Origin of the sequence: Brevundimonas bacteroides DSM 4726 (assembly GCF_000701445.1) — a bacterium.
GTDB classification, from domain to species: Bacteria; Pseudomonadota; Alphaproteobacteria; order Caulobacterales; family Caulobacteraceae; genus Brevundimonas; species Brevundimonas bacteroides.
Window position 1 is genome coordinate 56924 of record NZ_JNIX01000004.1, and the last position, 23421, is coordinate 80344.

The window sequence follows — 23421 nt, forward strand, 5'->3', positions numbered from 1 at the left end:
CCGATGACCGCCGAGGTCATCGACCATCCCCGCCGGAAACGATCGACCGCCTTCGGGGCGTCGTCCAAGGCTGAGCGCCGCCAGCCCCTGCGCTGGCGGCTGGGGCTGCTCGTTCTGCCGACGCTGTTCTGCCTGGCCCATCTGTCCTTCGGGGTGAACCAGCCGGCCGCGGCGCTGTGGTTCTCCGCCATCCTGGGGCTGTCGCTGGTCGTGGCCCTGGCGTCGCCGCTGCGGCGCGGTCTGCATGACGTGGGGCCGGTCTGGGAGCTCGCGATTCTATTCTTCGCCGTGCTCGGCGCGGCCGTCTGGTCGCTGACGCCCTATACGCCGGGCGGAGTTCACCCCCTCTACACTTGGGCGGGAATCGAGGGTGGGGCGGCCTCGATCGACACGGGGGCGACGGTCGTGGAGATCGTCAAGCTGCTGGGTTTGGCGGCCGTCTTCACGGTCGGGACGCTTCACGGCCTTCAGCGTGGGCGGGCTCAGGCGACGCTCGAGGCCATTGTCTGGACCGGCGGGGCCTATGCGGCCGTGTCGCTTGTGACCTTCCTGGCCGGCGTCCAGATTGCCGAGGGGGCCCGGCTGTCAGGTGGACTTCTCAGCGCCAACAATGGGGCGACTGTGTTTGGCATCCTTGCGGTGCTGTCGCTGTCGGTGTTTCTGAGAGCTTGGAGCCGGACCGAAGGACTGGGGGTGTCGAAGCGTTTGACGAAAACGGCTGTGCCCCTGTCGTGCATGGCGCTCTGCACCGTGTGTCTGATCCTGACCGCCTCGCGCATGGGTCTGGTCGCGACGGTTGTCGCCCTGATGGCGCTGCTTCTCTGGGAGACCGCCTCGAGCCGGAAGGGCAGAGTGCCGATCTGGCTAGGGGCTGGCCTCCTGATCGGCGTGGGAACAGTCCTGACCCTGAGCGGAAACGACCTGTTGTGGATCCGGGTGGGCGGCATTGACGCCGACATCCTCCTTCGCGGCCAAATCTTCGCGGCCCATTGGCAGGCGTTCCTCGCGTCGCCCCTGTTCGGCTATGGCCTAGGCAGCTTCGACGCCATCAACACCCAGATCATGACCGGGGAGACGATCGGCAGTCTCTGGAGTATTCGGGCTACCCATAACGTCTATTTGCAGTGGCTGGAAGAGGCGGGACTGGTCGGAGCCCTTCCGATGTTCCTGCTGATTGCGGTCGTTCTGGTGTTCTCCCTGGCGCGGGCGTTGGGCGGGAAGGGCCGGGGCCTTCAGCGCGGTGTGGTCTGCGCGAGCCTGGTCGTGCTGGTACACGGTCTGACCGACTATGCCCTGCAAGTTCCGTCGATCGCGGGCTTTTGGACCTTCCTGCTGGGTCTCGGGTTCGCGTTCGGGCAGGGGAGGGGCTGATGGCGGGTCGAGCGGAGCATCATCCAGATCGGAAGGAAATGCGCTTGCATGCCTATGAGAGATCGCACGGACAACCCCTTCTGGCCGCCGGTCGCGTCGAAGCGACGGCGATGGGGCAAGCTGGTCGTGTTCGCGGCGACGGCGGTCGCGGGCGGCGTGGTTTTGACGGCGCTGTTGAACGGATGATCCAGGAAGCGGGTCAACGTCAGCGGTTGATCCGTAGCGACGGCTCGCGCGTGTCAGCGGCTGGGCGAGATGCGGAGAAGGAGACATGAGCGCCCAGGACGCGAGCCTCGAGAGACCCGCCCTTCATCCGGTTCTGGAGCGGATTTCTACATGGCTCTCCGCACTGGCGCTCAGCCCGCTTACGCCCTCGGCGCTGGGAATCGTCGCCTCCCTTGCCATCTTATTGGCCGCAGGCGGTGCCTTGCTGCATACGCGGCTGGGAGAGCTCGCGGCGGCTCGGACGGTTGGGGGCGATGAGCCGGCAGCGCCGACCGCGATGCTGACCCCGACGCTGGATTACACCCTGGCACCCGATGCCTTGCGTGAGGTCTCTATGGATGAGGCGCGCGCTTTCAACGCCGCCCTGCCGTTCTCGACCCTGCCGATCCAGGCGGCGCGGCCCTTTATCATGCCGCCACAGCAAATTGCAGACTATGCCCGGGCGCTCGATTGCCTGACGGCGGCGGTCTACTACGAGGCAGCCTCGGAGACCGCGGCGGGCCAGGCCGCAGTGGCCCAGGTGGTCATCAACCGGATGCGCCATCCGGCCTTCCCCAAGACCATCTGCGGCGTGGTGTTCCAGGGACAAGAGCGGACGACGGGATGTCAGTTCAGCTTCACCTGTGATGGAGCCATGGCGCGTGCTCCGTCGGCGGCGGGTTGGGGTCGCGCTCGGGCGGTGGCGGCAGCGGCGCTCAACGGTGCAGTCGCCCCGCAGGTGGGGATGGCCACGCACTATCACACCGATTGGGTCGCGCCCTATTGGGCCGAGCGGCTGGTGAAGATGACGCAGATCGGCACGCATATCTTTTACCGATGGACGGGGGCTTGGGGGCTGGCGGGGGCGTTCACGGGTCGTCATGCGGGCGCAGAGCCGGTGATCGCAAAGCTTGCCGCGATTGGCACCTATGTGGAGGAGTTGCCTGCCCCTTTGCCGGAGGACGTAACGACGATGGTCGATGTCGTGCCGACAGTTGTTATCGCATCTCTAGAGGTAGCTGCCGATGCTCCTTTGGCCATTGAAGACGAGGGGTGGGAAGCGCCCGCAGACAGCGGACAACTCGCTATTACATCAGATTCTTCGGCTACCCTTCCACTGGCGAACCCCCTTGTTCCACCCGCGTCTGCACCGACCCAGCGTCGATCGCGACTGGCTGTGCCCCGGTGATCGCCAACCAAGAGGCCCGGCCAGACAGTTTCGGCTTGACTAACTGCTGAGAAGAACAAGGCGTCCACCACCATGAAGAATTTTGCTCTAATCGGCGCTGCCGGCTATATCGCGCCGAGACACATGAGGGCCATCGCTGACACGGGCAACCGGCTGGTCACGGCCTTTGATCCGAATGACTCCATTGGTGTTATCGACGGATACGCGCCGGACGCAGACTTCTTCACCGAATTCGAGCGGTTCGATCGCTACATTGATATCCTGCGTCGCGATGGTGATGCGCGTCGCATCGACTACGTCTCGATCTGCTCGCCGAATTATCTTCATGATGCCCATATGCGGTTCGCGCTTCGGTCGGGAGCCGATGCGATCTGCGAAAAGCCGTTGGTGCTTGATCCGCGCGAGCTAGACGAACTGGCCGCAGTCGAACTGTCGACCGGTCAGACGGTCAACACTATCCTCCAACTACGCCTGCATCCGGCCATCGTTACGTTGCGCGAGGAGATCGCGTCCTCGTCAACAAGGGCAACCAATTTCGACGTGGACCTGACCTACATCACTTCCCGGGGCAACTGGTACCTGAAGAGCTGGAAAGGTGATATCAGCAAGTCCGGCGGCATTGCCACCAACATCGGCGTTCATTTCTTCGACATGCTCTACTTTCTGTTTGGAGAACTTCGGTCGAGCATCGTTCATATGAGTTCCGATACGAAGGCAGGTGGATATCTGGAATACGAGCGGGCGCGCGTGCGTTGGTACCTGTCGATCGACGCAGACGACATCCCTGATGCGGACCGGGCCAAGGGGCAGAGGACTTATCGCTCCATAACTGTTGCGGGTGATGAGGTCGAGTTCTCGGGGGGCTTCACCGACCTACATACCCGAAGCTACGAGGAAATCCTCGCGGGTCGTGGCTTCGGTCTCGACGAAAACCGGGTCGCGATCCAAACCGTCTCGGATATCAGAACCGCATTGCCTGTAGGCCTGAAAGGTGACTACCATCCCTTCCTGGGGACCAGGGCATGACCGACTATTTCCGGCACCCCAGCGCCATCGTCGACGATGGGGCCCAGATTGGCGAAGGTTCCCGCGTCTGGCACTTTGCCCATGTCTGTTCCGGCGCTGTCATCGGCCAAGGCGTGTCCCTAGGCCAGAACGTCTTCGTCGGGAACCGCGTCCTCATCGGGGACCGCTGCAAGATCCAGAACAATGTCTCTGTCTATGACAATGTCACTCTCGAAGAGGGCGTATTCTGCGGCCCCAGTATGGTGTTTACCAATGTCTATAACCCCCGGGCCCTCATTGAACGCAAGGACCAGTATCGTGACACAAGGGTCGGCAAGGGGGCGACCCTGGGGGCGAACTGCACCATTGTTTGCGGCGTAACCATCGGAGCCTATGCCTTCATCGCTGCCGGTGCCGTCATCACCCGCGATGTGCCCGACTTTGCTCTGATGGCGGGCGTGCCGGCCCGACAGCTGGGCTGGATGAGCGCCTATGGCGAACGCCTCGACCTGCCACTGGAGGGTTCAGCCGAAACCACCTGTCCTCACACCGGGGAACACTACCAGCTCTTTGAGGGAAGGGTTTACCTGAGCAAGGGCTAGGCGATCCCTCATTGCCCCCGTTCAAGCCCAATCTGCAATCCAGATAGAAGCGCAAACATTCAGCGTTCTGTCTTGATCAAGCGATACACACTCTCCAAGCACCCGTTTCGGTCCGTCTCCTGTCGGTCATGCCTTTTTCTAGGTCAACCCACCATCGCAAGTCTTGAGCCATGACCGTCGAAACCCATCAATCCAATAGCGACATCTATCCGTACGAACAACTGTTGGAACGGATCGCAGGCCGCGATGCCGTCATAGGGATCATCGGCTTGGGGTATGTGGGAATCCCGCTTGCCTTGCGTTTTCATGACATCGGTTTTCCCATCGTAGGTTTCGACATCGATGACAAACGCGTCAGGACGATGAATGATGGACGAAGCCCGATCCATCACATCGCAGCTGAAGCCATTGCCTCGATGAGGGCCGGCCGATTTGAAGCCACAATGTCATTCGAGCGCATCGCAGAAGTAGACGCGATCATCATCTGCGTGCCAACGCCTCTGAGCCGCAATCGCGAACCTGACCTGACTTACGTCGTCGAGACGATGAAGACGATTACTCCCCACTTGCGGCCAGGGCAGATTTTGTCACTCGAGAGTACGACGTGGCCCGGAACGACCGAGGAGGTTCTTCGCCCCTTCGTTCAAGGTCGTGGCCTGACGATCGGGAAGGATTTGTTTCTGGTCTATTCCCCCGAGCGGGAAGACCCAGGCAATCTGAACTTCAGCACCCACTCCATCCCCAAGGTCGTAGGGGGCGCGACAAAGAGTTGCTTAGAGGTCGGCGAACGCCTGTATGGCGCAGCGGTCGATCGCGTGGTCTCCGTATCCTCGACCCAGGCGGCTGAGTTGACCAAGCTGTTGGAAAACATCCACCGCGCCGTCAACATCGGTCTGGTCAACGAGATGAAGACCATTGCAGATCGAATGGGTATCGACATCTACGAGGTGATCGATGCCGCCGCGACTAAGCCATTTGGGTTTACGCCCTACTACCCGGGTCCAGGGCTGGGGGGGCACTGTATCCCGATCGACCCCTTCTATCTGACGTGGAAGGCGAGGGAGTACGGACTTTCGACACACTTCATCGAACTGGCCGGGGAAATCAACCGAAGGATGCCCGAGTGGGTTGTGACCAAAATTGGAGACGCGCTGAATGAACGGGAGAAGTCACTGAAGGGAAGCCGGGTACTTGCACTCGGAATCTCATACAAGCGGAACGTCGATGACACGCGCGAGTCTCCGTCGGTGATGGTGATGGAGATCCTTCGGTCGCGAGGTGCGATCGTGTCGTATTCTGATCCTTATGCCCCCACCTTTCCGGTCATGCGCGAGCATACATTCGATCTGAGGTCGGTAGATTTGACGCCCGAAGCCGTTGAATCTTTCGACGCCGTCGTCCTGCTGACTGACCATTCGAACGTTGATTACGACCTCATACTCGAGCACGCGAGGCTGATAATCGACACGCGCGGTAAGTATCGGGGGGCCTATCCCAATGTCGTGAAGGCATGACGCGACACCTACACACTTTATCATACTCACGTACAAAGCTGTGCTTCGCTTGACGAACAGGCTTGCTCCGCCAAGCGGCAGCTCGAATGAGCCAAATCGCTGCCCGGTCGGCTGCCTAGCTCGGCTCGTGGAACGCGTCAGTCGAGCGGGTATGACCCGCTCGATAGGAGTTCTCATCAGCGGTACAGCGCTGGCCCATGCGATAACGGCTACTGCCATGCCTGTCGCTACGCGGTTGTTTACGCCGCAGGACTTCGCGGCCGCCACCACGTTTTCCAGCCTTGTGGGGGTTCTTGTGGTTGCCGCATGCCTGCGCTACGAACTAGCGCTGCCCCTGCCCGAAGACGAGGTCGAGGCTGTCAACCTGCTTGCCCTCAGCTGCGGTCTGACCGTCGCATTCACGCTGGTCGTCGCCGGGATTATGGCGCTGATCCCCCCGGCGGGCTACGCGCTTCTCGGCCAGCCCGGCTTGACACCCTGGATCTGGCTGTTGCCGCCGGCCATGCTGATCGGCGGGCTCTATTTGGCGCTGCAGATGTGGTACGTCCGCAAGAAGGGGTTCGGGGCCATCGCCCGCAGCCGCGTGACCCAATCCGCCGCAGCCGCCGCCGCACAGTTGGGCATGGGGTTCGCAGGAGCCGCGCCCCAGGGTCTGCTGGTGGGGCAGATGTTCAACTATGGTGCAGGCGCCGTGGGATTAGGCGTTGGGCTTTTGTTCAAGGAACGCGCCCTGCTGCGCCGGGTCAGCTGGCAGGGCGTCGTCCAGGTCGCGCGAATCCACCAAAGGTTTCCTCGGTTCTCGGTTATGGAGGCGCTGGCCAACGCTGCGAGTATCCACCTTCCTGTGCTGCTCATCGCCGCCCTGACCGTCGGACCGGAGGCGGGCTACCTGGCACTCGCCATGTTCCTTTTGCAGGCACCGATGGCCTTGGTCGGCAATGCCGTAGGCCAAGTCTATCTGTCGGGCGCGCCTGACGCCCATCGCGAGGGCCGGCTGGCCGTCTTCACCTCGGAGATGATGGCCCGGTTGATGAAGGCCGCTGCGGGGCCGATCGTCTTTCTTGCAGTCGCGGCACCGGCCGCCATCGGGTTGGTTTTCGGTGCCGACTGGACACGGGCCGGGGTGCTCGTATCCTGGATGGCACCCTGGTTTCTGCTTCAATTCGTGGCTGCGCCGGCGTCGACCGCCCTGCACGTCGTCGGGCGTCAGTCCTGGGCCATGATGCTGCAGATGTTTGGCCTCGTGCTTAGATCCGGCATGGTGGTCCTCGCAATCGTAATCGACGCGCGGTTCGCAACCGAAGCCTTTGCCATTTCTGGTTTTGTTTTCTACGCTATATTCAACGCTGTTGTTCTGAGAGCGGCGGGTGCCTTGCCGCTCGCCGGCCTATCAGCCTTACGGGCATCGGCTGCTCCCGCATTGATCGGCCTGTTCATCGGATTGCTTGTGTCCATAACAACTGCGTCGATATCCGAACAGCTGGTCAAAGGAGGTTAACAATGTCCCGCGTCCTCGGCACCGAGCCTGATTCTAGAGTCCGAGCGATGATGCCGACGCGGTCGACCGATCTGATGAGCAATCTGATTGCTGCACTTTTGTCACAAGCAGGGTTGATCGCTGTCACTGTCGCCTATGCACTCGTCATTCATCTGGCCCATTCCGAGTATCTGGGCATCCGCTGGGCTTACTACGGTTTTACCTTCGATCCATTCAGCGCAGGCGATTTTGCGTTTGTCGTTATACTTTCGATGGTGGGTGCGATTTTTCTGCCCAAAACCGCGAACTCTCCATCCGCCGTTATTCTTTGGCAGCTTTTTGTCATTGTTTACGTACCGACAATCACCATCACGACGGCACTCAGACCCGATGCTTTTTCCCATTACGGATTGGCGTTGGCCGGGCTGTCATTCGGGTTCGCGGCTGCGTGCCGCATATCGGGATCTGGTCAGCGTGCCGAGATAGCGGGGAACCACCTCCCCTCTGAACTAACCGATCGCACGCTGCTGCTTGTATGGTTCATTTCTACAATAGTACTAATATTCTATTATAGAAATATTATATCTTTTGTTTCGCTGGACAACGTCTACGTACAGCGTATGTTGACAAGGGGTCAAGTTGGTCAAGGTATAGCTTATATACAGACCTATTATAGTGTGGTTCTGGCGCCTCTTTTATTCGTTGTAGGAATAATTAAGAGAAAATACCTAATGATCGCAGGTGGGCTGGTGGGATTTGTACTGACCTATGGAATAGATGCGCAGAAAATAACAATTGCAATAGCAGTTGCGATATTGATCTTCAGTCAACTGCATAAACTTAAGACCTATTGGCGATCCGCGGCCGCGCTAACAGCATACCTTTTAGGATTCATATCTGTACTTCTAATTATTTACATTTCAAGCGATGCCGAATGGTCATTCACCGGATTTCAGGCTGCCCTTGATATCGCTGTGTTCAGAATGATCGCGCTACCAGGCCTGACGTTTAGCCAATACGCTGATCTCTTCGGCGAACGTGGCTTGACCTACTGGAGCAATACTCGTGGGATATCGTTGCTGGTCCCGCCGCCTGATGCTTTTGCCAATCACCCCGATTGGCCGCACCTCGGGAGAATCGTGGGTGACTTCTACTATAACTCTAGGATAGTGAATGCCAATGCAAACCCATTTTCAGGAGAGGGCGTGGCGGCCGCTGGGCCTTTAGGTGTGATCTTGATAGGCTGCCTAATCGGAGCGTGGCTACGGGCGCTCGACTGGGCGGCACGAGGGTGGGATCCGCGATTTGCGAACCTCGTTGTGATTCCGGTAGGGCTTAGCCTGACTAACGGCCACCTAGCTACTGTGTTATTGACGTTCGGGGGGGCGTTCTGGATAGCGTTTTTCACTTTTGCAAGACTCCGGCTTGCAGATACGCCGCGTAAAAAGCGATACTAGCGACGGGCCCGATTTCGAACAAAGACCGCCGACTCAAGAAAGGGGGAATCTCAATGAAGATTGTTATGATTTGCGAGTTCTTCAATGAGTCCCTCGAGTACCAAGAGAATTTGCTGGCTAAATACTATACTAGTGCAGGGCATGATGTTGTGGTTGTGTCATCGACATTTGAAAATGTCTTTGACTACTACAATGACAATCATGATCCCTCTGTGCCAGCTAGGACTTACTGGTACGATGGAGTGAAGGTTATAAAGCTGCAATATGCCTATAATTTACTCAATCGACTTCGTGCCTACGCGAAGCTGAAGCCGGTACTGGAGGCAGAAAAGCCCGATCTCATCTATATGCACTGTATCTTGCCTAACGTCCCCGAACTCGTGTCGTATGTGAAACGTCACCCCGACTGTCGCATGATCATGGATTATCATGCCGACTACACGAACTCAGGACGGAACCAGCTGTCTCTGAAGATCTTGCATGGGGTAATCCGGAAATGGTTCCTCGATCAGGCCCGCCCATATATAAGCCGTATATTTCCCATCGTGCCCGCAGGATTCACTTTTCTCGAAGAAGTCTACGGTGTTCCCCGAACGGAGATGGAACTACTGCCACTGGGCACGGATCTGCCGTTCGGGCGGGAGGTCCGCTCCTCAGGGGCTCGGGGGGAAGTACGGCGAGCACTCGGCATTCCGGAGAGCGACTTCGTCGTCTTCACCGGCGGGAAACTCCATCCGCTGAAGCGGACGGAGGACCTGTTGGCGGCCGTAGGCCGGATCGGGTCCCCGCGGATGCACGTGCTGGTCGTGGGCGAGGCCGCGCCGACCGATAAGGACTATGAGGCAGAACTTCGCCGTCTGGCCGGACCGATCGGGGGCATTCACTTCCTCGGTTGGCAGGATAAGTCCGGTGTGTATCGGCATATGGCGGCGGCCGACGTCGCCGTCTTCCCTGCTAGCCAGTCGGTGATGTGGCAGCAGGCCATCGGCATGGGCCTGCCGGTGATCGTCAACGAGGTATCGAACGGAGCCTCGCAAGACGTCGGCTATCTGAATCGCTACGACAACCTTGTCATCCTGAAGCCATCGAAGGATCTGTCGCCGGAGATCGCGGACCATCTCAGCGATCTGATGACCAACCCGGAGCGCCTCCGCGCCATGGGCGAAGGTGCGCTGAAGACGGCGGATGAGATTCTAGACTGGGCCAAGCTGATCGAAGTGACGCTGAGATTCAATCGGCAGGAAGCGGCCGCGGACGTCGGCCCTGACCGGGATGCAGCGGCATGACCACGACGTCTCACGCCGAGGGGCTCGGGTCGGTCGTGCCGCCGCGCACGTCCTATTCGCGTTCGGTCAACAGCCTTGACCTGATCCGGTTCCTCGCCGCTGTCGACGTCGCAATTAGGCACGGGATGGTCGAACTCGAGGTCGGCCTCGCGTGGGAGCGGTGGTTTAGCCTGTTTCCAGGCGTGCCGATCTTGCTTCTGGTAAGCGGTTTGTTGATCTACGGCTCTTCGGGGGTGTGGTGAGATGACGGACAACGCACAGACAGTGGCCCAACGCAGGCTCTCCAAAGAGCAAGTCGAGGCCTTCTATCACAACGAGTTCGTGGCCGATCAGGTCGCGGACTTCAGCGAACTGATGCCGTACTCGCGGCCGGGTGCCGTGGTGGCTGACGTCGGCGGCGGTTGCGGCTTCTTCGCTCGTGCGCTCAGCGACGCCCGCGGCGACCGCACCCGGGTAATCGACATGGACCCCGGCTCCGTCGAGGCCTGTCGCGTCCTAGGCGTGGAGGCCGTGATCGGCGACGCCCTGGCGCCCCAGTTCCAGGGTGACGAGCAGGTTGCGTGTTTCAACCTGATCCTGCATCATTTGGTCGGCGCAGACGAAATTAAAACCCGGGCGCTCCAGGTTAAGGCCCTCGTCGCTTGGCGGGCGCAAGCGGACACCGTGTTCGTCAACGAGTACATCTATGAGTCCTTCGTAGGCACGGTGTCGGGCCGGATCATCTACGAGATCACGGTCAATCCGGTCCTGTCCTCCATCGGCCGACAGGCGGCGCGCCTTGTGCCGGCGCTGAAGGCCAACACCTTCGGAGTGGGGGTGCGGTTCCGCTCGCACCGCGAATGGCTGAAGTTGTTCGAGGAGGCGGGCTGGCGTGCCACGGCGGTTCGGATCGGCAAACCAGAACCCATCGCCCGGCCCCTGCGTGGCATGCTGATCAAGGCCATTCGCCGCGACAGCTTCCGTCTCGAACCTCTAACCAACGTCCTCTAGATGATCGCATCCGATGAGCGCTTCGGGCACCAAGTCCAAGAGCATTGAACGGCCCATACCTCTGAGTGGACGATCACAATACCATGTCGAACCAAATCCGCGACGACCGTCCGTACCGAATCTGCAACAGCTGCATCATGGACACCTCGGACTCGAAGATTGTCTTCGACGCGTCCGGTCGGTGCGAATACTGCGAAAACTATTTCAATAACATATTGCCGAACTGGCACACGGATGAGCGCGGTGAGCGCGAGATCATGGCCAAGGTGAAAAAAATCAAGGCCGACGGCAAGGACAAGGACCATGACTGCCTAATCGGTGTATCGGGCGGCGTAGACAGCTCTTACGTGGTCTACCTCGCCAAGGAAAAATTCGGCCTGCGGCCGCTTCTATACCATGTCGACGCCGGCTGGAATACACAACAGGCTGTCAACAATATCGAGAAGCTTGTTGACGTTATGGCGCTTGATCTCTTCACCGAGGTGATCAACTGGCCCGAAATGCGCGATCTGCAGCTGGCCTACTTCAAGTCCGGCGTGGCCCACCTGGACACGCCCCAGGACCACGCCTTCTTCGCAGGTCTCTACAACTACGCGGCCCGCACCGGCTTGAAGTACATTTTCACCGGGGCGAACTATTCAACGGAATGTGTGCGCGAGCCATTAGAGTGGCATTATCATGCGTCCGACCTGATGAATCTAAAGGACATCCACAAGAAATACGGTACGATCCCGCTGAAGAGCTTTCCGACGTCCGACATCTTCACTTTCAAGCTCTATTATCGCTACGTGAAGGGCATCGAAGTCGTGAAGCCGCTCAACCATGTGCCCTACATCAAGGAAAAAGCGATGGACGAGCTGGTCGACCGTTTCGGCTGGCAGAAATACGCCCACAAGCACCATGAGTCGCGGTTCACCCGCTTCTATGAGGGCTACTGGCTGCCGACCAAGTTCGGCTTCGACAAGCGCCGCGCCCACTTCTCCAGCCTGATCCTGACCAATCAGCTCAGCCGTGACGACGCGCTGGCCAGAATCCAGCAGCCCGCCTATCCGCGCGAAGAGATGGCCCAGGACATGGAGTATATCGCCAACAAGCTAGGGATCACGGTGACGGAGCTGGAAGGTTACCGCGACGGCCCCAACCGCAGCTATCGCGACTTCGCCAATGCCATGGGCCTGATCGACCTTGGCACCCGCGCGATGAGGATGCTGGGTCTGCAGAGGTCAATCATCCGGTGATCACCATCGTCGACTATGGTCTGGGCAACATCGGTGCCTTCGTCAATCTCTTCAAGCGGGTGAGCGTCCAGGCGAAAGTCGCGCGCACGGCCGACGAGCTGGCCGATGCCGAGCGCATCATCTTGCCCGGCGTGGGGGCCTTCGACCATGCCATGGACCTGCTGGACGCCTCCGGCATGCGGTCGACGCTGGAACGTCTGGTGGTCGAGGAGAAGCGCCCGGTCGTCGGCGTGTGCGTCGGCATGCAGATCCTGGCCGAAGGCAGCGAGGAGGGCGAACGCGACGGCCTGGGCTGGATTCCCGGCCGCGTCCGGCATTTTTCGCACGCGCCGTCCAACGCCGACCTGCCGATGCCCCACATGGGCTGGAACGATGTGCGGCCCCGGGCGGGCGAGCGACTTTTTCAGGGGCTGGAGACCGACGCGCGCTTCTATTTCCTGCACTCCTACTATTTCGAATGCGCCGAGGCCGAACATGTGGCCGCCCATTCCAGCTATGGGCTGGAGTTCGGCTGCGCCGTGCGCAACGGCCACGTTCACGGGGTCCAGTTCCATCCGGAAAAGAGCCACCACTACGGTGCCCAGCTGCTCAAGAACTTTTCGGAGGCCTGAAGTGCTGCGCCCCCGCATCATTCCCTGCCTGCTGGTTCACCAGGGCGGCCTGGTCAAAACCATCGGGTTCAAGGATCCGAAATACGTCGGCGACCCGATCAACGCGGTCAAGATCTTCAACGAAAAACAAGCCGACGAGCTGATCGTGGTCGACATGGACGCCACGGTGAACGGCGTGGAGCCCGACTACAAGGCTATCGAGCACATGGCGCTGGAGTGCCGCATGCCGCTTTGCTACGGCGGCGGGGTCCAGACGGCCGAACAGGCCAAGCGCATCATCGGCCTGGGCGTTGAAAAGGTCTCGATCAGCGCCGCGGCCGCCGATCGCCCCGAACTGGTGTCGGAGATCGCCGACGCCGTCGGACGCCAGAGCGTCGTGGTCGTGATCGACGCCAAGAAGAAGATGCCGGGCAGCGGCTGGGACGTCACCACCCGCAACGCCGGCCGCAACGCCAAGGTCGATGCCCTCGACTTTGCCGCCCGCGTCGCGGACCTGGGTGCCGGCGAGATCGTCATGAACTCGGTCGATCTGGACGGCCGGATGACCGGCTATGACCTGGACCTGGCGCGCCGCCTGCGCGATCGGGTGCGCATCCCCATCACCATGCTGGGGGGGGCGGGGTCGCTGGACCACATGGGCGATCTGTTCCGGACCTGCGGGGTGATGGGCGCGGCCGCCGGCAGCCTGTTCGTGTTCAAGGGGCAGTACCGCGCCGTGCTGATCAACTATCCCAAACCGGCGGAGAAGGAGGCGCTCTTCGCCGCCGTCTGATGAGGCCGGAAGGCGAGGGAGCGTGAGAGAGGGGCCGATGTTCACAGACAAGACCTTGTTGATCACTGGCGGCACCGGCTCGTTCGGCAACGCCGTGCTGCGGCGGTTCCTGCAGTCAGACCTGGCGGAAATCCGCGTCTTCTCCAGGGACGAGAAGAAGCAGGACGACATGCGCAAGACCTATGCGCACCCCAAGCTCAAGTTTTACCTGGGTGACGTGCGCGACGAGCGTAGCGTCCAGGGGGCCATGCACGGGGTGAACTACGTCTTTCACGCCGCTGCGCTGAAACAGGTGCCGTCGTGCGAATTCTATCCGATGCAGGCGGTACGCACCAACGTCATGGGCACCGAAAACGTTCTGACTGCGGCGCGCGCGGCCGGGGTGGAACGCATCATCTGCCTGTCCACCGACAAGGCCGTCTATCCGATCAACGCCATGGGCATTTCCAAGGCGATGATGGAAAAGGTCATGGTCGCGACCTCGCGGACCTTCGACGGGACCGGTACGGTGGCCTGCGGCACGCGCTACGGCAACGTCATGGCCTCGCGCGGATCGGTCATCCCGCTGTTCGTGTCCCAGATCCTGGCAGGCAAGCCGATCACGGTCACCGACCCGGGCATGACGCGGTTCATGATGACCCTCGAAGACGCGGTCGAACTGGTGCTGTTCGCCTTCCGGAACGGCCAGAACGGCGATATCTTCGTACAGAAGTCACCGGCGGCGACCATTGAGGTGCTGATCGCCGCCATCCTGGACCTAATGGGCCGCCCGGATCATCCGGTGCAGGCCATCGGCACGCGCCACGGCGAGAAACTCTATGAATCCCTTTTGGGCCGCGAGGAGCGGGGCCAATCCCAGGACCTGGGCGACTATTTCCGCGTCCCCCCCGACGCCCGCGACCTGAACTACGACAAGTATGTCGACAAGGGCGAGCCCCAAGCCCAGGGCGCCGAATACAACAGCCACAACACCCATCGCCTCGACGTCGAGGGCATGAAGACCCTGTTGCTCAAGCTGGATTTCATGCGCCGGATCGTCGCCGGCGAGCACGCGACCGCGGAGGACTGATCCCATGGCCGTGGTGGTGACGGGTGCCGAAGGCTTTATCGGGCGCAATCTGATGATCCATCTGGCCGAGCGCGGGACGCCCGCCCTCGGATTCGACGTGGGGTCGGACCCGGCGGAGATGAGGGCGGCGATCGCCGCGGCCGATTTCGTCTTCCACCTCGCCGGCGTGAACCGGCCGCAGACCGAAGTCGAGTTCAAAACCGGCAATGCGGGCCTGACCTCAGAGGTCTGCCACATCCTCGCGGCGGCCGGCTCCCGCGCGCCTCTTGTGATCACCTCCTCGACCCAGGCCGACCGCGACAACCCCTATGGCCGCTCCAAGCTGGCGGCTGAGCGGGCCGTGCTCGCGCATGGCGCGGCTACGTGCGCGCCCGTGCACGTGTTCCGTCTGACCAACGTCTTCGGCAAATGGGCCCGGCCGAACTATAACTCCGCAGTCGCCACCTTCTGCCACAACGTGGCCAACGACCTGCCGATCACGGTCAATGACCCCGCCGCCCCGCTGAAGCTCGTCTATGTCGACGACGTGTGCGCGGCCTTTATGCGCGTGCTCGACGCGCCCGACGCCGCCCACGGCTCCGAATCCGGCTTCGCCCATGCAGGGCCGGAATACGACACTACCGTGGGCGCGGTGGCCGACATGATCCGCGGCTTCGCCGAAAGCCGCGCGACCCTGATCACCGACCGGGTCGGGACCGGGCTGACGCGGGCGCTGTATTCGACCTATCTCAGCTATCTGAAGCCCGAACAGTTCGCCTACGACGTGCCCTGCCACGGCGACCCGCGCGGCGTCTTCGTGGAGATGCTGAAGACGCCCGACTGCGGCCAGTTCAGCTATTTCACGGCTGGCCCCGGCATCACCCGCGGCCAGCACTATCACCACACCAAGACAGAGAAATTCCTGGTCCTGACCGGCCGCGCGCGCTTCGGCTTCCGCCACATCGTGACGGGCGAGACCTTCCACCTTGAGACCGAGGGCGGTCAGGGCCGGATCGTCGAGACCATCCCCGGCTGGACCCATGACATCACCAATGTCGGCGATCAGGAGATGGTCGTCATGCTCTGGGCCAACGAGATCTTCGATCGCGCCCGCCCCGACACCGTCGCGATGAAGGTCTGACGATGAAGAAGCTCAAGGTCATGACCGTGGTCGGCACGCGGCCCGAGATCATCCGCCTGTCACGCGTGCTTGGCCGTCTGGACGAGACGACCGACCATGTCCTGGTCCACACCGGCCAGAACTACGACTACGAACTTAACCAGGTCTTCTTCGACGACCTGGGCCTGCGCAAGCCGGACTACTTCCTGAACGCGGCCATGGGCGGCGCGTCCCAGACCATCGGGGCTATCATCTCGGCCATGGACGGCGTGCTGGAGGCCGAAAAACCCGAGGCCCTGCTGGTTCTGGGCGACACCAACTCCTGCCTGTCGGTGATCCCGGCCAAGCGCCGCAAGGTGCCGATTTTCCACATGGAGGCGGGCAACCGCTGCTTCGACCAGCGGGTGCCGGAAGAGATCAACCGAAAGATCGTCGACCACGTCGCCGACGTGAACCTGACCTATTCCGATATCGCCCGCGAGTATCTGCTGGCCGAGGGCCTGCCGCCCGATCGCGTGATCAAGACAGGCAGCCCGATGTTCGAGGTACTGACCCATTACGCCGACCGTATCGACGGCTCGGACGTACTGGCCCGCCTTGGCCTGGACGAGCACGAGTATTTCGTGGTCAGCGCTCATCGCGAGGAGAACATCGACGATGCGCGCGCCTTCCCGCGCCTTGTTCAGGTGTTGAACCGCGTGGCGGAGACTTATAACCGGCCCGTCATCGTCTCGACCCATCCCCGCACGCAAAAACGCATCGACGCCGAGGGCGCGACCTTCCATCCGCAGATCCGCCTGCTCAAGCCGCTAGGCTTCCACGACTACGTCCACCTGCAGAAATCTGCCCGCGCCGTCTTGTCTGACTCTGGCACAATCACCGAGGAAAGTTCCATCCTGAACTTCCCGGCCCTGAACATCCGCGAAGCGCACGAGCGTCCCGAGGGCATGGAAGAGGCGTCGGTTATGCTTGTCGGCCACAACCCCGACCGCGTCATGCAGGCCCTGGCCCTGATCGCCGACCAGCCGCGCGGAGACGACCGCACCCTCCGCCGTGTCGCCGACTATTCGATGCCCAACGTGTCGGACAAGGTGGTCAGGATCATCCATTCCTACGTCGACTACGTCCGCCGCGTCGTCTGGCGTCAGTACGACTGACATGCGCCTGCTGGTCATCAGCCAGTATTTCTGGCCCGAGGATTTCCGGGTCAACGACTTCGTCCTCGGCATGCGCGAACGTGGGCACGAGGTCACCGTGCTGACGGGCCTGCCCAACTATCCGGGCGGGACAGTCTATGACGCCTACCGCGCCGACCCCTCAGCCCATGCCCGCTTCCACGACGTGGAAGTGGTGCGCGTGCCGCTTGTCCCGCGCGGCTCGAACGCGGTCATGCTGGCCCTGAACTACCTGTCCTTCGCGCTCAGCGCCACGATCCTGGGCACCTGGAAGCTGAGGGGGCGCGCTTTCGACGCCATCTTCGTCTTCCAGACCTCGCCGATCACCGTCGCGCTTCCGGCGCTATTGCTGCGACGTTTGAAGCGTGCGCCGGTTCTGATGTGGATCCTCGACCTCTGGCCCGAGACCCTGGCCGCCGTCGGCGTGATCCGGAACCGGCGCCTGCTAGGACTCGTCGGCCTGCTGGTCCGCCTCATCTATAGCCGCTGCGACCGCATCCTAATCCAGTCGCAGGCCTTTCGCGACAGCCTGATCACCCACGGTGCCCGGCTTGACCAGATCTTCTATTTTCCCAACTGGATTGAGCCGACTTTTGCGGGGGGCGTCGGCGACGCCGCGCCGGCACCTGAATTGGCCCCACACGCAGGCGGCTTCAATCTCATGTTCGCCGGTAATATCGGTGAGGCCCAGGACATGCCGGCGGTGATGGAAGCGGCCGCGCTCACGCGGGATGTGCCGGGTCTGCGCTGGCTGATCGTGGGCGACGGCCGCGCGGCCGATCTACTGCGATCAGAGATCGCGCGCCACGCACTCCAGGACCGCGTCATTCTGCTCGGCCGTCATCCGATGGCGCGCATGCCGGCGTTCATGGCCGGCGCCGACGCCCTGCTGGTCAGCCTGCGGGCCGAGCCGGTCTTCGACATGACCGTGCCCGGCAAGGTCCAGAGCTATCTTGCCTCGGGCCTGCCTACGCTGGCCATGCTGGACGGGGAGGGGGCGCGCGTGGTCACCGAATCTGGCGGAGGGCTGGCCTCGCCGGCGTCCGACGGCGGGGCCCTCGCTGCCAATGTGCGACGGCTGGCGGCCATGACCGCAGCCGAGCGGGCCGCCATGGGCGAGGCCGCCCAGGCCTATGCGGCCGACCATTTTGGTCGCGACAGCTTATTCGACGCCTTTGTCGCCTGGGCTCTCGAGGCCCGGAGGGAGTTCCGATGACCAAGCCGCATCTAACGCCGTCTCAGGTGGACGCTCTGATCCATCAGGCGCGGGCCCTGCCGCGCCGCCGCCTGCACCTGAACCTGCATGCGGGACCGGACGAGCCTTGCCAGAGGCTTGTGAACGCCATGGAGCCCGACAGCTACATTCCCCCGCACCGCCACGCCGAGCAATCGACCAACGAATGCCTGCTGGCGTTGAGAGGTGCCTTCGCCCTCATCCTCTTCGACGCTGAAGGGACGCCGCGTCAGGCCTTACGACTGGGCGGCCCGGCCGCCGACCTTGAGGTGGTCGAACTGGCCCCGCACGTATGGCATACGGTGATCGCGCTGGAGCCCGGCTCGGTTCTTTTCGAAGCGAAGTCGGGACCCTACCGCTCCGATCGCGCTAAGGTTGCTGCGCCTTGGGCTCCCTCCGAAAATCATCCCGAAGCCGAGGGCTACCTGGCCAGCCTGAAGGCCTGGGTGTATGAACGTTTCGTGAAGGTGGCTCCCCATGTTTCAACGACTTGAGTCTAGGCCGTACGGACGACGTGCATTACCAAATCACATGATCGCTGGTTCCAGGCTGTTTTTTGCCGCATGATCTGACCCACGTTTATTTTCACTGGCGATCCAAGGTCGGGGTGCGGACCACAGTTTCCGGGGTCAGGACCACAAGCCTGCGGACTCCCATTATGACCGCGGGACCAGAGGGACAGGTCAGTCCGTTTTCCCTACGGAGCCCATGGCCTCGCGACCCTAGTCTGGGCATACTGTTGCGGACGACCGTGCCTTAGATCGAACGCAGAGATGCGTTCGATCTAAGGCAGAGCGGACTGACGCTGATGGAGAGCAAAGGACTAAACAAGTGCAGGTCGAATGTTTATATTTACAATTGGACGGAAGTTGTACAGTCGCCGTTAAAGAACTTACGTCTCCGACTCCAGGAGATCTATTGGCGCACGAAGGTCGTAAATATTTGGTGCGTTATGTCGCTGGTGCTAAAGGCTTAGCGCGTGACAAACTTGTGATAGCAACAGAGTACAAATGATCATGAAATGAACGTTAATAGATGATCTACGGTCACGGTCCTCAAGCGTGTGAACCAGATCCTGCGCCTCACACGAATGGGTCTTGACCCTACCGGGCCCCGCCACCTGCAGCCAAGGTCCAGAAGGTCCGTAGCACGATCAGCAGATCGAGATAGAGGCTAAGTTTCTTTATGTAGAAAAGGTCAAAGGTAAGCTTGATGCGAGCCTCATCGGAGTTAACCGATGGCGGTGCCGAGACCTGAGCCCAGCCGGTGATCCCAGGCCTGACAAGGTAGCGGTAGGCATAGTTCGGAAGTTGAGCCAAGTAGGCTTCGTGCAGGGGTCTCGCCTCTGGCCGGGGACCGATCAGGCTCATGTCCCCGCGCAGGACGTTCCACAATTGCGGCAGTTCATCGATGCGAAAACGCCGAAGGACCCTGCCGAGGCGAGTGATCCGGGAGTCGCCGACGATGGCGGCGGCCACGGCCTCGCCCGGTCTCTCAGGCCTCATCGTTCGCAGTTTCAGGATGGTGAACGGTTCACCGCCGAGACCGATGCGCTCTTGCCGATAGAGCACAGGCGTTCCCATGAAAACAGCAATCAGCAGGCCCGCAGCTGCTAGGACCGGGAGTGCGACCGGCAGAAGAAAGATCACCAGACCAATATCCAGCGCCCGCTTGAGTGCCTTGTAGGAGGCGATGCCGTTCTCAGGCAGGTGATCGAGCTCGAAGTGCTCGACCGTAACTGCCCCTTTGAGTTCCTCCAGATACTCGCCGACGTGGCGCACTTTACATCCAGCCAGCATCGCGCGCGACAGGGCTTTGGACCATTCGGCACTGACTGGCTCTGCAAACGATACGAGTACAAAGTCAAACCGTCTGAGATCCGCTGACGGATCAGTGACCAGTTCTCCGAGGTTGGGGGGGCTTCGATGGTCCCCCAGCAGCGGCGCTACCAGGGCAACCCGCCGCCCGCTCAGTTTGTGACGGATCAGCACAACCAGCGTGCTGGCGAGTGCCGCACCGGAAACGCAAACGATGAGCATGGACCGGGAAAAGAACAGGCGTCCGGCCAGGATTAGAAAAGCAAATAGGCCGAAGACAATGATGGATGACAGGAGGGCTTGAACGATCTTTTCATCGAGGCCGCCCTGCAGCCGCCCCGCATAGGCAACGCATACTCCCATGCAGGCCAAGTTCAAGGCGAGGTGGATCGAGTACTCGGGAGTGGTTAGCCACGTTACAGGCCCTTGGATCAGCAAGACGCTTACTGTCATCCAGACAAATATGAGCACGGTCGCAGCTAAGTTCGCGACCACACGAGGATGCGTAAGGGTTGGTTTCCCTTGTTGTGTCGTCCGCTCGGTGCTGACGTCAACATTCATAAGCATTATCCTACGGCCCCTCTTCCGAGAACGCTAGGGTTACGTCAATACTCAACTCAAGATGGACATCCTGCCATCGTTTCGTTCTGGCCCTTCGCATCTGTCCTTCGCTGGACCATGTGTAGGGTTTGCCGATCACAACGATGTGACGGTGACAGCTCAACTTGGCGTTAAACCGATTGTGTCTTCCTAGCAGCTAACGCGCGCGAGGATCCAAACATGAAGGCTTCTGCATTGTCGAAGGCGACCTCCCCAAGGGGTGCCGCAGCTGGCAGCGAGGTTGTCAACATGGTTCAGGATGCTGGTCCCGCAATTGGCCCTGCGGGTTCAGCCTCACCTGCTCTGGAACTGCAGGCCCGCCTCGCAGCGATGTTCGAGCGAGGCGGGCCCGAGAAACATCGAGTTCTGCGACTCGGCGGCTTGATTGCGGCCTGCGGTTTCGTAGTGGGGCTCTGCCTTTTGTTTTGGGTCTCTCTGGCCCGTCTTGCCCTTTGACGGTTTCGTGCCAAGGCGCTGGTTCGAAGGTTGTCGTGGCCGCTGCGTCTACAGTACGGTATCCTGTTACATTTGAGCATTGTCTACATTGAATGCCCACGCTTTCCCACGAATTCTCCCAAGAGCCGGCGACTTAAGGCAATAAGTGATCAAGTTGACGTGTGAAGGTAGTGTCGATGTTGATCAGCGAGAGCAGGGCCTAAGCCACGGAGCTCGCCGAGAGCCTCCGTAGACCGGCCCTAGAAGGCTTTCATTCGAATAGGGAGGCCGGCGAAACGGCCAGGGCGTCGGCGATTGCGATGAGCGTGTCCAAACTCGGGTTCTCTTCCCCGCGCTCAACACCAGCCAGATAGCGCAACGAGAGGTTCGCTTCTCCGGCCAGAGCCTGTTGCGACCAACCGCGTGCATTACGCAGCCGCAGCATGTTCTCTCCAACGCGTCGCTTCCAGTCCATGAAGCCATCGGTCGGACGACTGGCCTCAGCTTGGAAGGTGCTATACAACTAGCAATATGTTGCCTCGCTGAGGTTGGGATGTCAGTTCGTAGAGTCCAGGCGTCATGGAGTTCATTCGCTGATGCCTATCAGCATCACGGCAATTGGCTTCGCAGACGCCTTGTCAGGATCCACGGTGCGAGTGTTGGAGAAGACTTGGCTCAGGAGGTCTGGGCACGCCTCGTGGCTTCTACCGCTCCTATATCTCCCCGCTCACCGCGTGCAGTTTTGGCTACAATCGCGCGCAATCTGGCAGTTGACGAGCTTCGGAAGCGGGCGCGGCACCCTTCGGAGGCGCTGTTTGGCGAATTGGCCGGCCCCGGGGCATCCCTTCAGCAGGCTGAGGCCGTCCTTCACCTCAAGCAGGTTATTGCCGCGATGGCTCCGTCTCTTCGAGAGGTCTTCGTTCTCTCCCGCTTCACCGGCCTGACCAATGCCGAGATCGCCGAGCGGCTGGGCATCAGTGTCAAGACGGTGGAGTGGCGGATGACAAAGGCGTTGGCCCACTGCGCGGCGGAGCTGAGGAAATGACAATAGCTGGCTTGCGCCCGGGTCGTTCGGTGGCAGGCTAGGGAGCCGCTGTCCAACCCCGACCTTGCGGCAGGTCCGGCCCGCCGCAGTCGTCCCGGCCCCGGCGGACCGGGCTGCATTGCGAGGATCGGACCGCCAGAATGCCGGATGTCAGCGGACCCTTTGGCGGGCTGAGGGACGGGACAGGGAGCGGATCGCGGTGGGCGGCGCGCTTGGCGGCCGTGGTCTTTCTGTCAGCGGTTGGGGCGTGCACCAGCTGGCTGCCGCGGCCGGACCTCGGGTCTCCCGCGCTCGCACCCGATCTCGCGGCCGGGGAGGGGGCCGGGCTGTCCGCGACGTTCCTCGGCGTGTCTTCCCTCGTGCTGGACGATGGCCGGTCCTCGATCGTCGTCGACGGCTTCGTCAGCCGCCCGTCGGCCGCTTCGGTTCTGCTTCGGCCGCTGCGGAGCGGGGAAGACGTGATGGAGGCGGTGATCGAGCGGACGGTTCGCGGCAGGGCGCTGGCGATCCTCGTCGCTCACGGACATCACGACCACGCCATGGATGCTGCCGCCCTTTCCCGGCGTCTCGACGTGCCCGTCTATGGCTCGTCGTCGGTCGTGCGGTTGATGGAAAACTCTGGGCTGGCGGAGGATCGCCGGCGGGTCCTGACGAATGCGTTGATCGCCTTGCCACCGTATCGCGTCCGGGCCTTTGCCACCCCGCATTCGCCGGATGAGCGGCTCTCCGGCGAGATCGCCGAGACGTTTGACACCCCCGCGCGGGTGTTCCGTTACCGGGGGGGGCAGAACCAGTCCTTCCTCATCGAACATCCCCTGGCGCGCGTGCTCGTCGTGCCCTCCGCCCATCTGCGCGAGACCGACCTCGAGGGCGTCCGTGCGGATGTCGTGTTCCTCGGCGTCGGCCGGCTGGGGCGGCAGGACGAGACGTTCGCCCGGCGGCTGTGGTGCCGGGCGGTCCGGCACACGGAGGCCAGGCTGGTCGTGCCCATTCACTGGGACGACTTCTTCGAGCCGCTCGACCGACCCTTGCGCGCCATGCCCTATCTGGTGGACCGCGTCGATCTCGGCCTCGCCCGGCTGGAAGCCTATGCCCGGCGCGACGGCGTCCGCTATCAGCGCCTGGAGCGGTTCGACACGATCGACCTCGCGGCGGCGACCGGCCTCACGCGCGTGCCGGGTCCGGATCCGGTATCCTGTCCGGCCTGAGGGGGCGGGGAGCCCGGAGCCCG

23 protein-coding genes are annotated in these 23421 nt (G+C 61.5%); 21 read left to right on the top strand and 2 right to left on the bottom strand.

What is annotated here, in order from left to right:
- Nucleotides 1-3: 3 nt before the first annotated feature.
- From Q333_RS0101730 to Q333_RS0101815, 19 genes are all read left to right on the top strand, one after another.
- Complete coding sequence (locus tag Q333_RS0101730; RefSeq protein ID WP_029415027.1) at nt 4-1371, top strand: O-antigen ligase family protein; 1368 nt, start codon at nt 4-6, stop codon at nt 1369-1371.
- A 48-nt stretch (nt 1372-1419) separates the two neighbouring features.
- The gene (locus Q333_RS17530) at nt 1420-1557 is read left to right on the top strand and encodes a hypothetical protein (RefSeq protein WP_157072333.1); all 138 of its coding nucleotides are present in this window, start codon (nt 1420-1422) and stop codon (nt 1555-1557) included.
- Between the two features lie 85 nt (nt 1558-1642).
- Nucleotides 1643-2764 carry a cell wall hydrolase gene (locus tag Q333_RS0101740; protein WP_029415028.1) on the top strand — a complete coding sequence of 374 codons (1122 nt, stop codon included), beginning with the start codon at nt 1643-1645 and terminating at the stop codon, nt 2762-2764.
- Between the two features lie 72 nt (nt 2765-2836).
- A complete protein-coding gene (locus tag Q333_RS0101745; RefSeq protein WP_029415029.1) occupies nt 2837-3790 on the top strand; it encodes a Gfo/Idh/MocA family oxidoreductase in 954 nt (317 codons plus the stop codon).
- Nucleotides 3787-4371 carry an acyltransferase gene (locus Q333_RS0101750; protein ID WP_029415030.1) on the top strand — a complete coding sequence of 195 codons (585 nt, stop codon included), beginning with the start codon at nt 3787-3789 and terminating at the stop codon, nt 4369-4371. The genes Q333_RS0101745 and Q333_RS0101750 overlap by 4 nt, the downstream gene beginning before the upstream one ends.
- Nucleotides 4372-4541: 170 nt before the next feature.
- Nucleotides 4542-5885: a nucleotide sugar dehydrogenase gene (locus Q333_RS0101755; RefSeq protein ID WP_051651053.1), complete on the top strand. Its 1344-nt coding sequence runs from the start codon at nt 4542-4544 to the stop codon at nt 5883-5885.
- Between the two features lie 151 nt (nt 5886-6036).
- Nucleotides 6037-7383, top strand: a complete 1347-nt coding sequence (locus Q333_RS0101760; protein WP_051651054.1) for a lipopolysaccharide biosynthesis protein — start codon at nt 6037-6039, stop codon at nt 7381-7383.
- A gap of 2 nt (nt 7384-7385) precedes the next feature.
- Complete coding sequence (locus Q333_RS17535; protein ID WP_157072334.1) at nt 7386-8819, top strand: hypothetical protein; 1434 nt, start codon at nt 7386-7388, stop codon at nt 8817-8819.
- A gap of 53 nt (nt 8820-8872) precedes the next feature.
- Nucleotides 8873-10105, top strand: coding sequence for a glycosyltransferase family 4 protein (locus tag Q333_RS17210; protein WP_084175658.1), 1233 nt, complete (start codon nt 8873-8875; stop codon nt 10103-10105).
- Nucleotides 10102-10347: a hypothetical protein gene (locus Q333_RS0101770; RefSeq protein WP_029415034.1), complete on the top strand. Its 246-nt coding sequence runs from the start codon at nt 10102-10104 to the stop codon at nt 10345-10347. The genes Q333_RS17210 and Q333_RS0101770 overlap by 4 nt, the downstream gene beginning before the upstream one ends.
- A 1-nt stretch (nt 10348) precedes the next feature.
- Nucleotides 10349-11095, top strand: coding sequence for a class I SAM-dependent methyltransferase (locus Q333_RS0101775; RefSeq protein ID WP_035293570.1), 747 nt, complete (start codon nt 10349-10351; stop codon nt 11093-11095).
- 83 nt (nt 11096-11178) lie between these two features.
- Complete coding sequence (locus Q333_RS0101780; RefSeq protein WP_211249680.1) at nt 11179-12333, top strand: N-acetyl sugar amidotransferase; 1155 nt, start codon at nt 11179-11181, stop codon at nt 12331-12333.
- On the top strand, nt 12330-12944 hold the full coding sequence (gene hisH / locus Q333_RS0101785) for an imidazole glycerol phosphate synthase subunit HisH (protein ID WP_029415037.1): 615 nt from the start codon (nt 12330-12332) through the stop codon (nt 12942-12944). Before Q333_RS0101780 ends, hisH begins: the two co-directional genes overlap by 4 nt.
- A gap of 1 nt (nt 12945) precedes the next feature.
- Entirely contained in the window at nt 12946-13716 is a 771-nt protein-coding gene (locus Q333_RS0101790) for an AglZ/HisF2 family acetamidino modification protein (protein WP_029415038.1), read from the top strand.
- Between the two features lie 37 nt (nt 13717-13753).
- Nucleotides 13754-14785, top strand: a complete 1032-nt coding sequence (locus Q333_RS0101795) for a polysaccharide biosynthesis protein (protein WP_029415039.1) — start codon at nt 13754-13756, stop codon at nt 14783-14785.
- 4 nt (nt 14786-14789) lie between these two features.
- Entirely contained in the window at nt 14790-15905 is a 1116-nt protein-coding gene (gene wbjC / locus Q333_RS0101800) for a UDP-2-acetamido-2,6-beta-L-arabino-hexul-4-ose reductase (RefSeq protein WP_029415040.1), read from the top strand.
- Nucleotides 15906-15907: 2 nt separating this feature from the next.
- The gene (gene wecB / locus Q333_RS0101805) at nt 15908-17041 is read left to right on the top strand and encodes a non-hydrolyzing UDP-N-acetylglucosamine 2-epimerase (protein ID WP_029415041.1); all 1134 of its coding nucleotides are present in this window, start codon (nt 15908-15910) and stop codon (nt 17039-17041) included.
- A gap of 1 nt (nt 17042) precedes the next feature.
- Entirely contained in the window at nt 17043-18275 is a 1233-nt protein-coding gene (locus tag Q333_RS0101810) for a glycosyltransferase family 4 protein (RefSeq protein ID WP_035293572.1), read from the top strand.
- Nucleotides 18272-18787, top strand: a complete 516-nt coding sequence (locus Q333_RS0101815) for a WbuC family cupin fold metalloprotein (protein WP_035293576.1) — start codon at nt 18272-18274, stop codon at nt 18785-18787. Before Q333_RS0101810 ends, Q333_RS0101815 begins: the two co-directional genes overlap by 4 nt.
- Nucleotides 18788-19396: 609 nt before the next feature.
- Here the strand turns inward: Q333_RS0101815 and Q333_RS18020 are convergent.
- The gene (locus tag Q333_RS18020) at nt 19397-20092 is read right to left on the bottom strand and encodes a sugar transferase (RefSeq protein WP_407059709.1); all 696 of its coding nucleotides are present in this window, start codon (nt 20090-20092) and stop codon (nt 19397-19399) included.
- A gap of 1324 nt (nt 20093-21416) precedes the next feature.
- The gene (locus Q333_RS0101825; RefSeq protein WP_245591457.1) at nt 21417-21590 is read right to left on the bottom strand and encodes a helix-turn-helix domain-containing protein; all 174 of its coding nucleotides are present in this window, start codon (nt 21588-21590) and stop codon (nt 21417-21419) included.
- Between the two features lie 108 nt (nt 21591-21698).
- On the opposite strand from Q333_RS0101825, the gene Q333_RS17215 reads away from it, so the two are divergent.
- Together Q333_RS17215 and Q333_RS0101835 are read left to right on the top strand one after the other, a co-directional pair.
- Nucleotides 21699-22190 carry an RNA polymerase sigma factor gene (locus tag Q333_RS17215; protein WP_084175664.1) on the top strand — a complete coding sequence of 164 codons (492 nt, stop codon included), beginning with the start codon at nt 21699-21701 and terminating at the stop codon, nt 22188-22190.
- 221 nt (nt 22191-22411) lie between these two features.
- Nucleotides 22412-23398, top strand: coding sequence for an MBL fold metallo-hydrolase (locus Q333_RS0101835; protein WP_245591460.1), 987 nt, complete (start codon nt 22412-22414; stop codon nt 23396-23398).
- Nucleotides 23399-23421 lie beyond the last annotated feature (23 nt).

Coding starts and splice junctions, on each gene's coding strand:
- Q333_RS0101775 (WP_035293570.1), top strand. CDS start 10,349: ATGACGGACAACGCACAGACAGTGGCCCAACGCAGGCTCTCCAAAGAG.
- Q333_RS0101770 (WP_029415034.1), top strand. CDS start 10,102: ATGACCACGACGTCTCACGCCGAGGGGCTCGGGTCGGTCGTGCCGCCG.
- Q333_RS17215 (WP_084175664.1), top strand. CDS start 21,699: ATGTCAGTTCGTAGAGTCCAGGCGTCATGGAGTTCATTCGCTGATGCC.
- Q333_RS18020 (WP_407059709.1), bottom strand. CDS start 20,092: ATGCTGGCTGGATGTAAAGTGCGCCACGTCGGCGAGTATCTGGAGGAA.
- Q333_RS0101815 (WP_035293576.1), top strand. CDS start 18,272: ATGACCAAGCCGCATCTAACGCCGTCTCAGGTGGACGCTCTGATCCAT.
- Q333_RS0101810 (WP_035293572.1), top strand. CDS start 17,043: ATGCGCCTGCTGGTCATCAGCCAGTATTTCTGGCCCGAGGATTTCCGG.
- Q333_RS0101780 (WP_211249680.1), top strand. CDS start 11,179: ATGTCGAACCAAATCCGCGACGACCGTCCGTACCGAATCTGCAACAGC.
- wecB (WP_029415041.1), top strand. CDS start 15,908: ATGAAGAAGCTCAAGGTCATGACCGTGGTCGGCACGCGGCCCGAGATC.
- Q333_RS0101730 (WP_029415027.1), top strand. CDS start 4: ATGACCGCCGAGGTCATCGACCATCCCCGCCGGAAACGATCGACCGCC.
- Q333_RS0101740 (WP_029415028.1), top strand. CDS start 1,643: ATGAGCGCCCAGGACGCGAGCCTCGAGAGACCCGCCCTTCATCCGGTT.
- Q333_RS0101825 (WP_245591457.1), bottom strand. CDS start 21,590: ATGCTGCGGCTGCGTAATGCACGCGGTTGGTCGCAACAGGCTCTGGCC.
- wbjC (WP_029415040.1), top strand. CDS start 14,790: ATGGCCGTGGTGGTGACGGGTGCCGAAGGCTTTATCGGGCGCAATCTG.
- Q333_RS0101755 (WP_051651053.1), top strand. CDS start 4,542: ATGACCGTCGAAACCCATCAATCCAATAGCGACATCTATCCGTACGAA.
- Q333_RS0101795 (WP_029415039.1), top strand. CDS start 13,754: ATGTTCACAGACAAGACCTTGTTGATCACTGGCGGCACCGGCTCGTTC.
- Q333_RS17535 (WP_157072334.1), top strand. CDS start 7,386: ATGTCCCGCGTCCTCGGCACCGAGCCTGATTCTAGAGTCCGAGCGATG.
- Q333_RS0101750 (WP_029415030.1), top strand. CDS start 3,787: ATGACCGACTATTTCCGGCACCCCAGCGCCATCGTCGACGATGGGGCC.
- Q333_RS17210 (WP_084175658.1), top strand. CDS start 8,873: ATGAAGATTGTTATGATTTGCGAGTTCTTCAATGAGTCCCTCGAGTAC.
- Q333_RS0101745 (WP_029415029.1), top strand. CDS start 2,837: ATGAAGAATTTTGCTCTAATCGGCGCTGCCGGCTATATCGCGCCGAGA.
- Q333_RS0101760 (WP_051651054.1), top strand. CDS start 6,037: ATGACCCGCTCGATAGGAGTTCTCATCAGCGGTACAGCGCTGGCCCAT.
- Q333_RS17530 (WP_157072333.1), top strand. CDS start 1,420: ATGCCTATGAGAGATCGCACGGACAACCCCTTCTGGCCGCCGGTCGCG.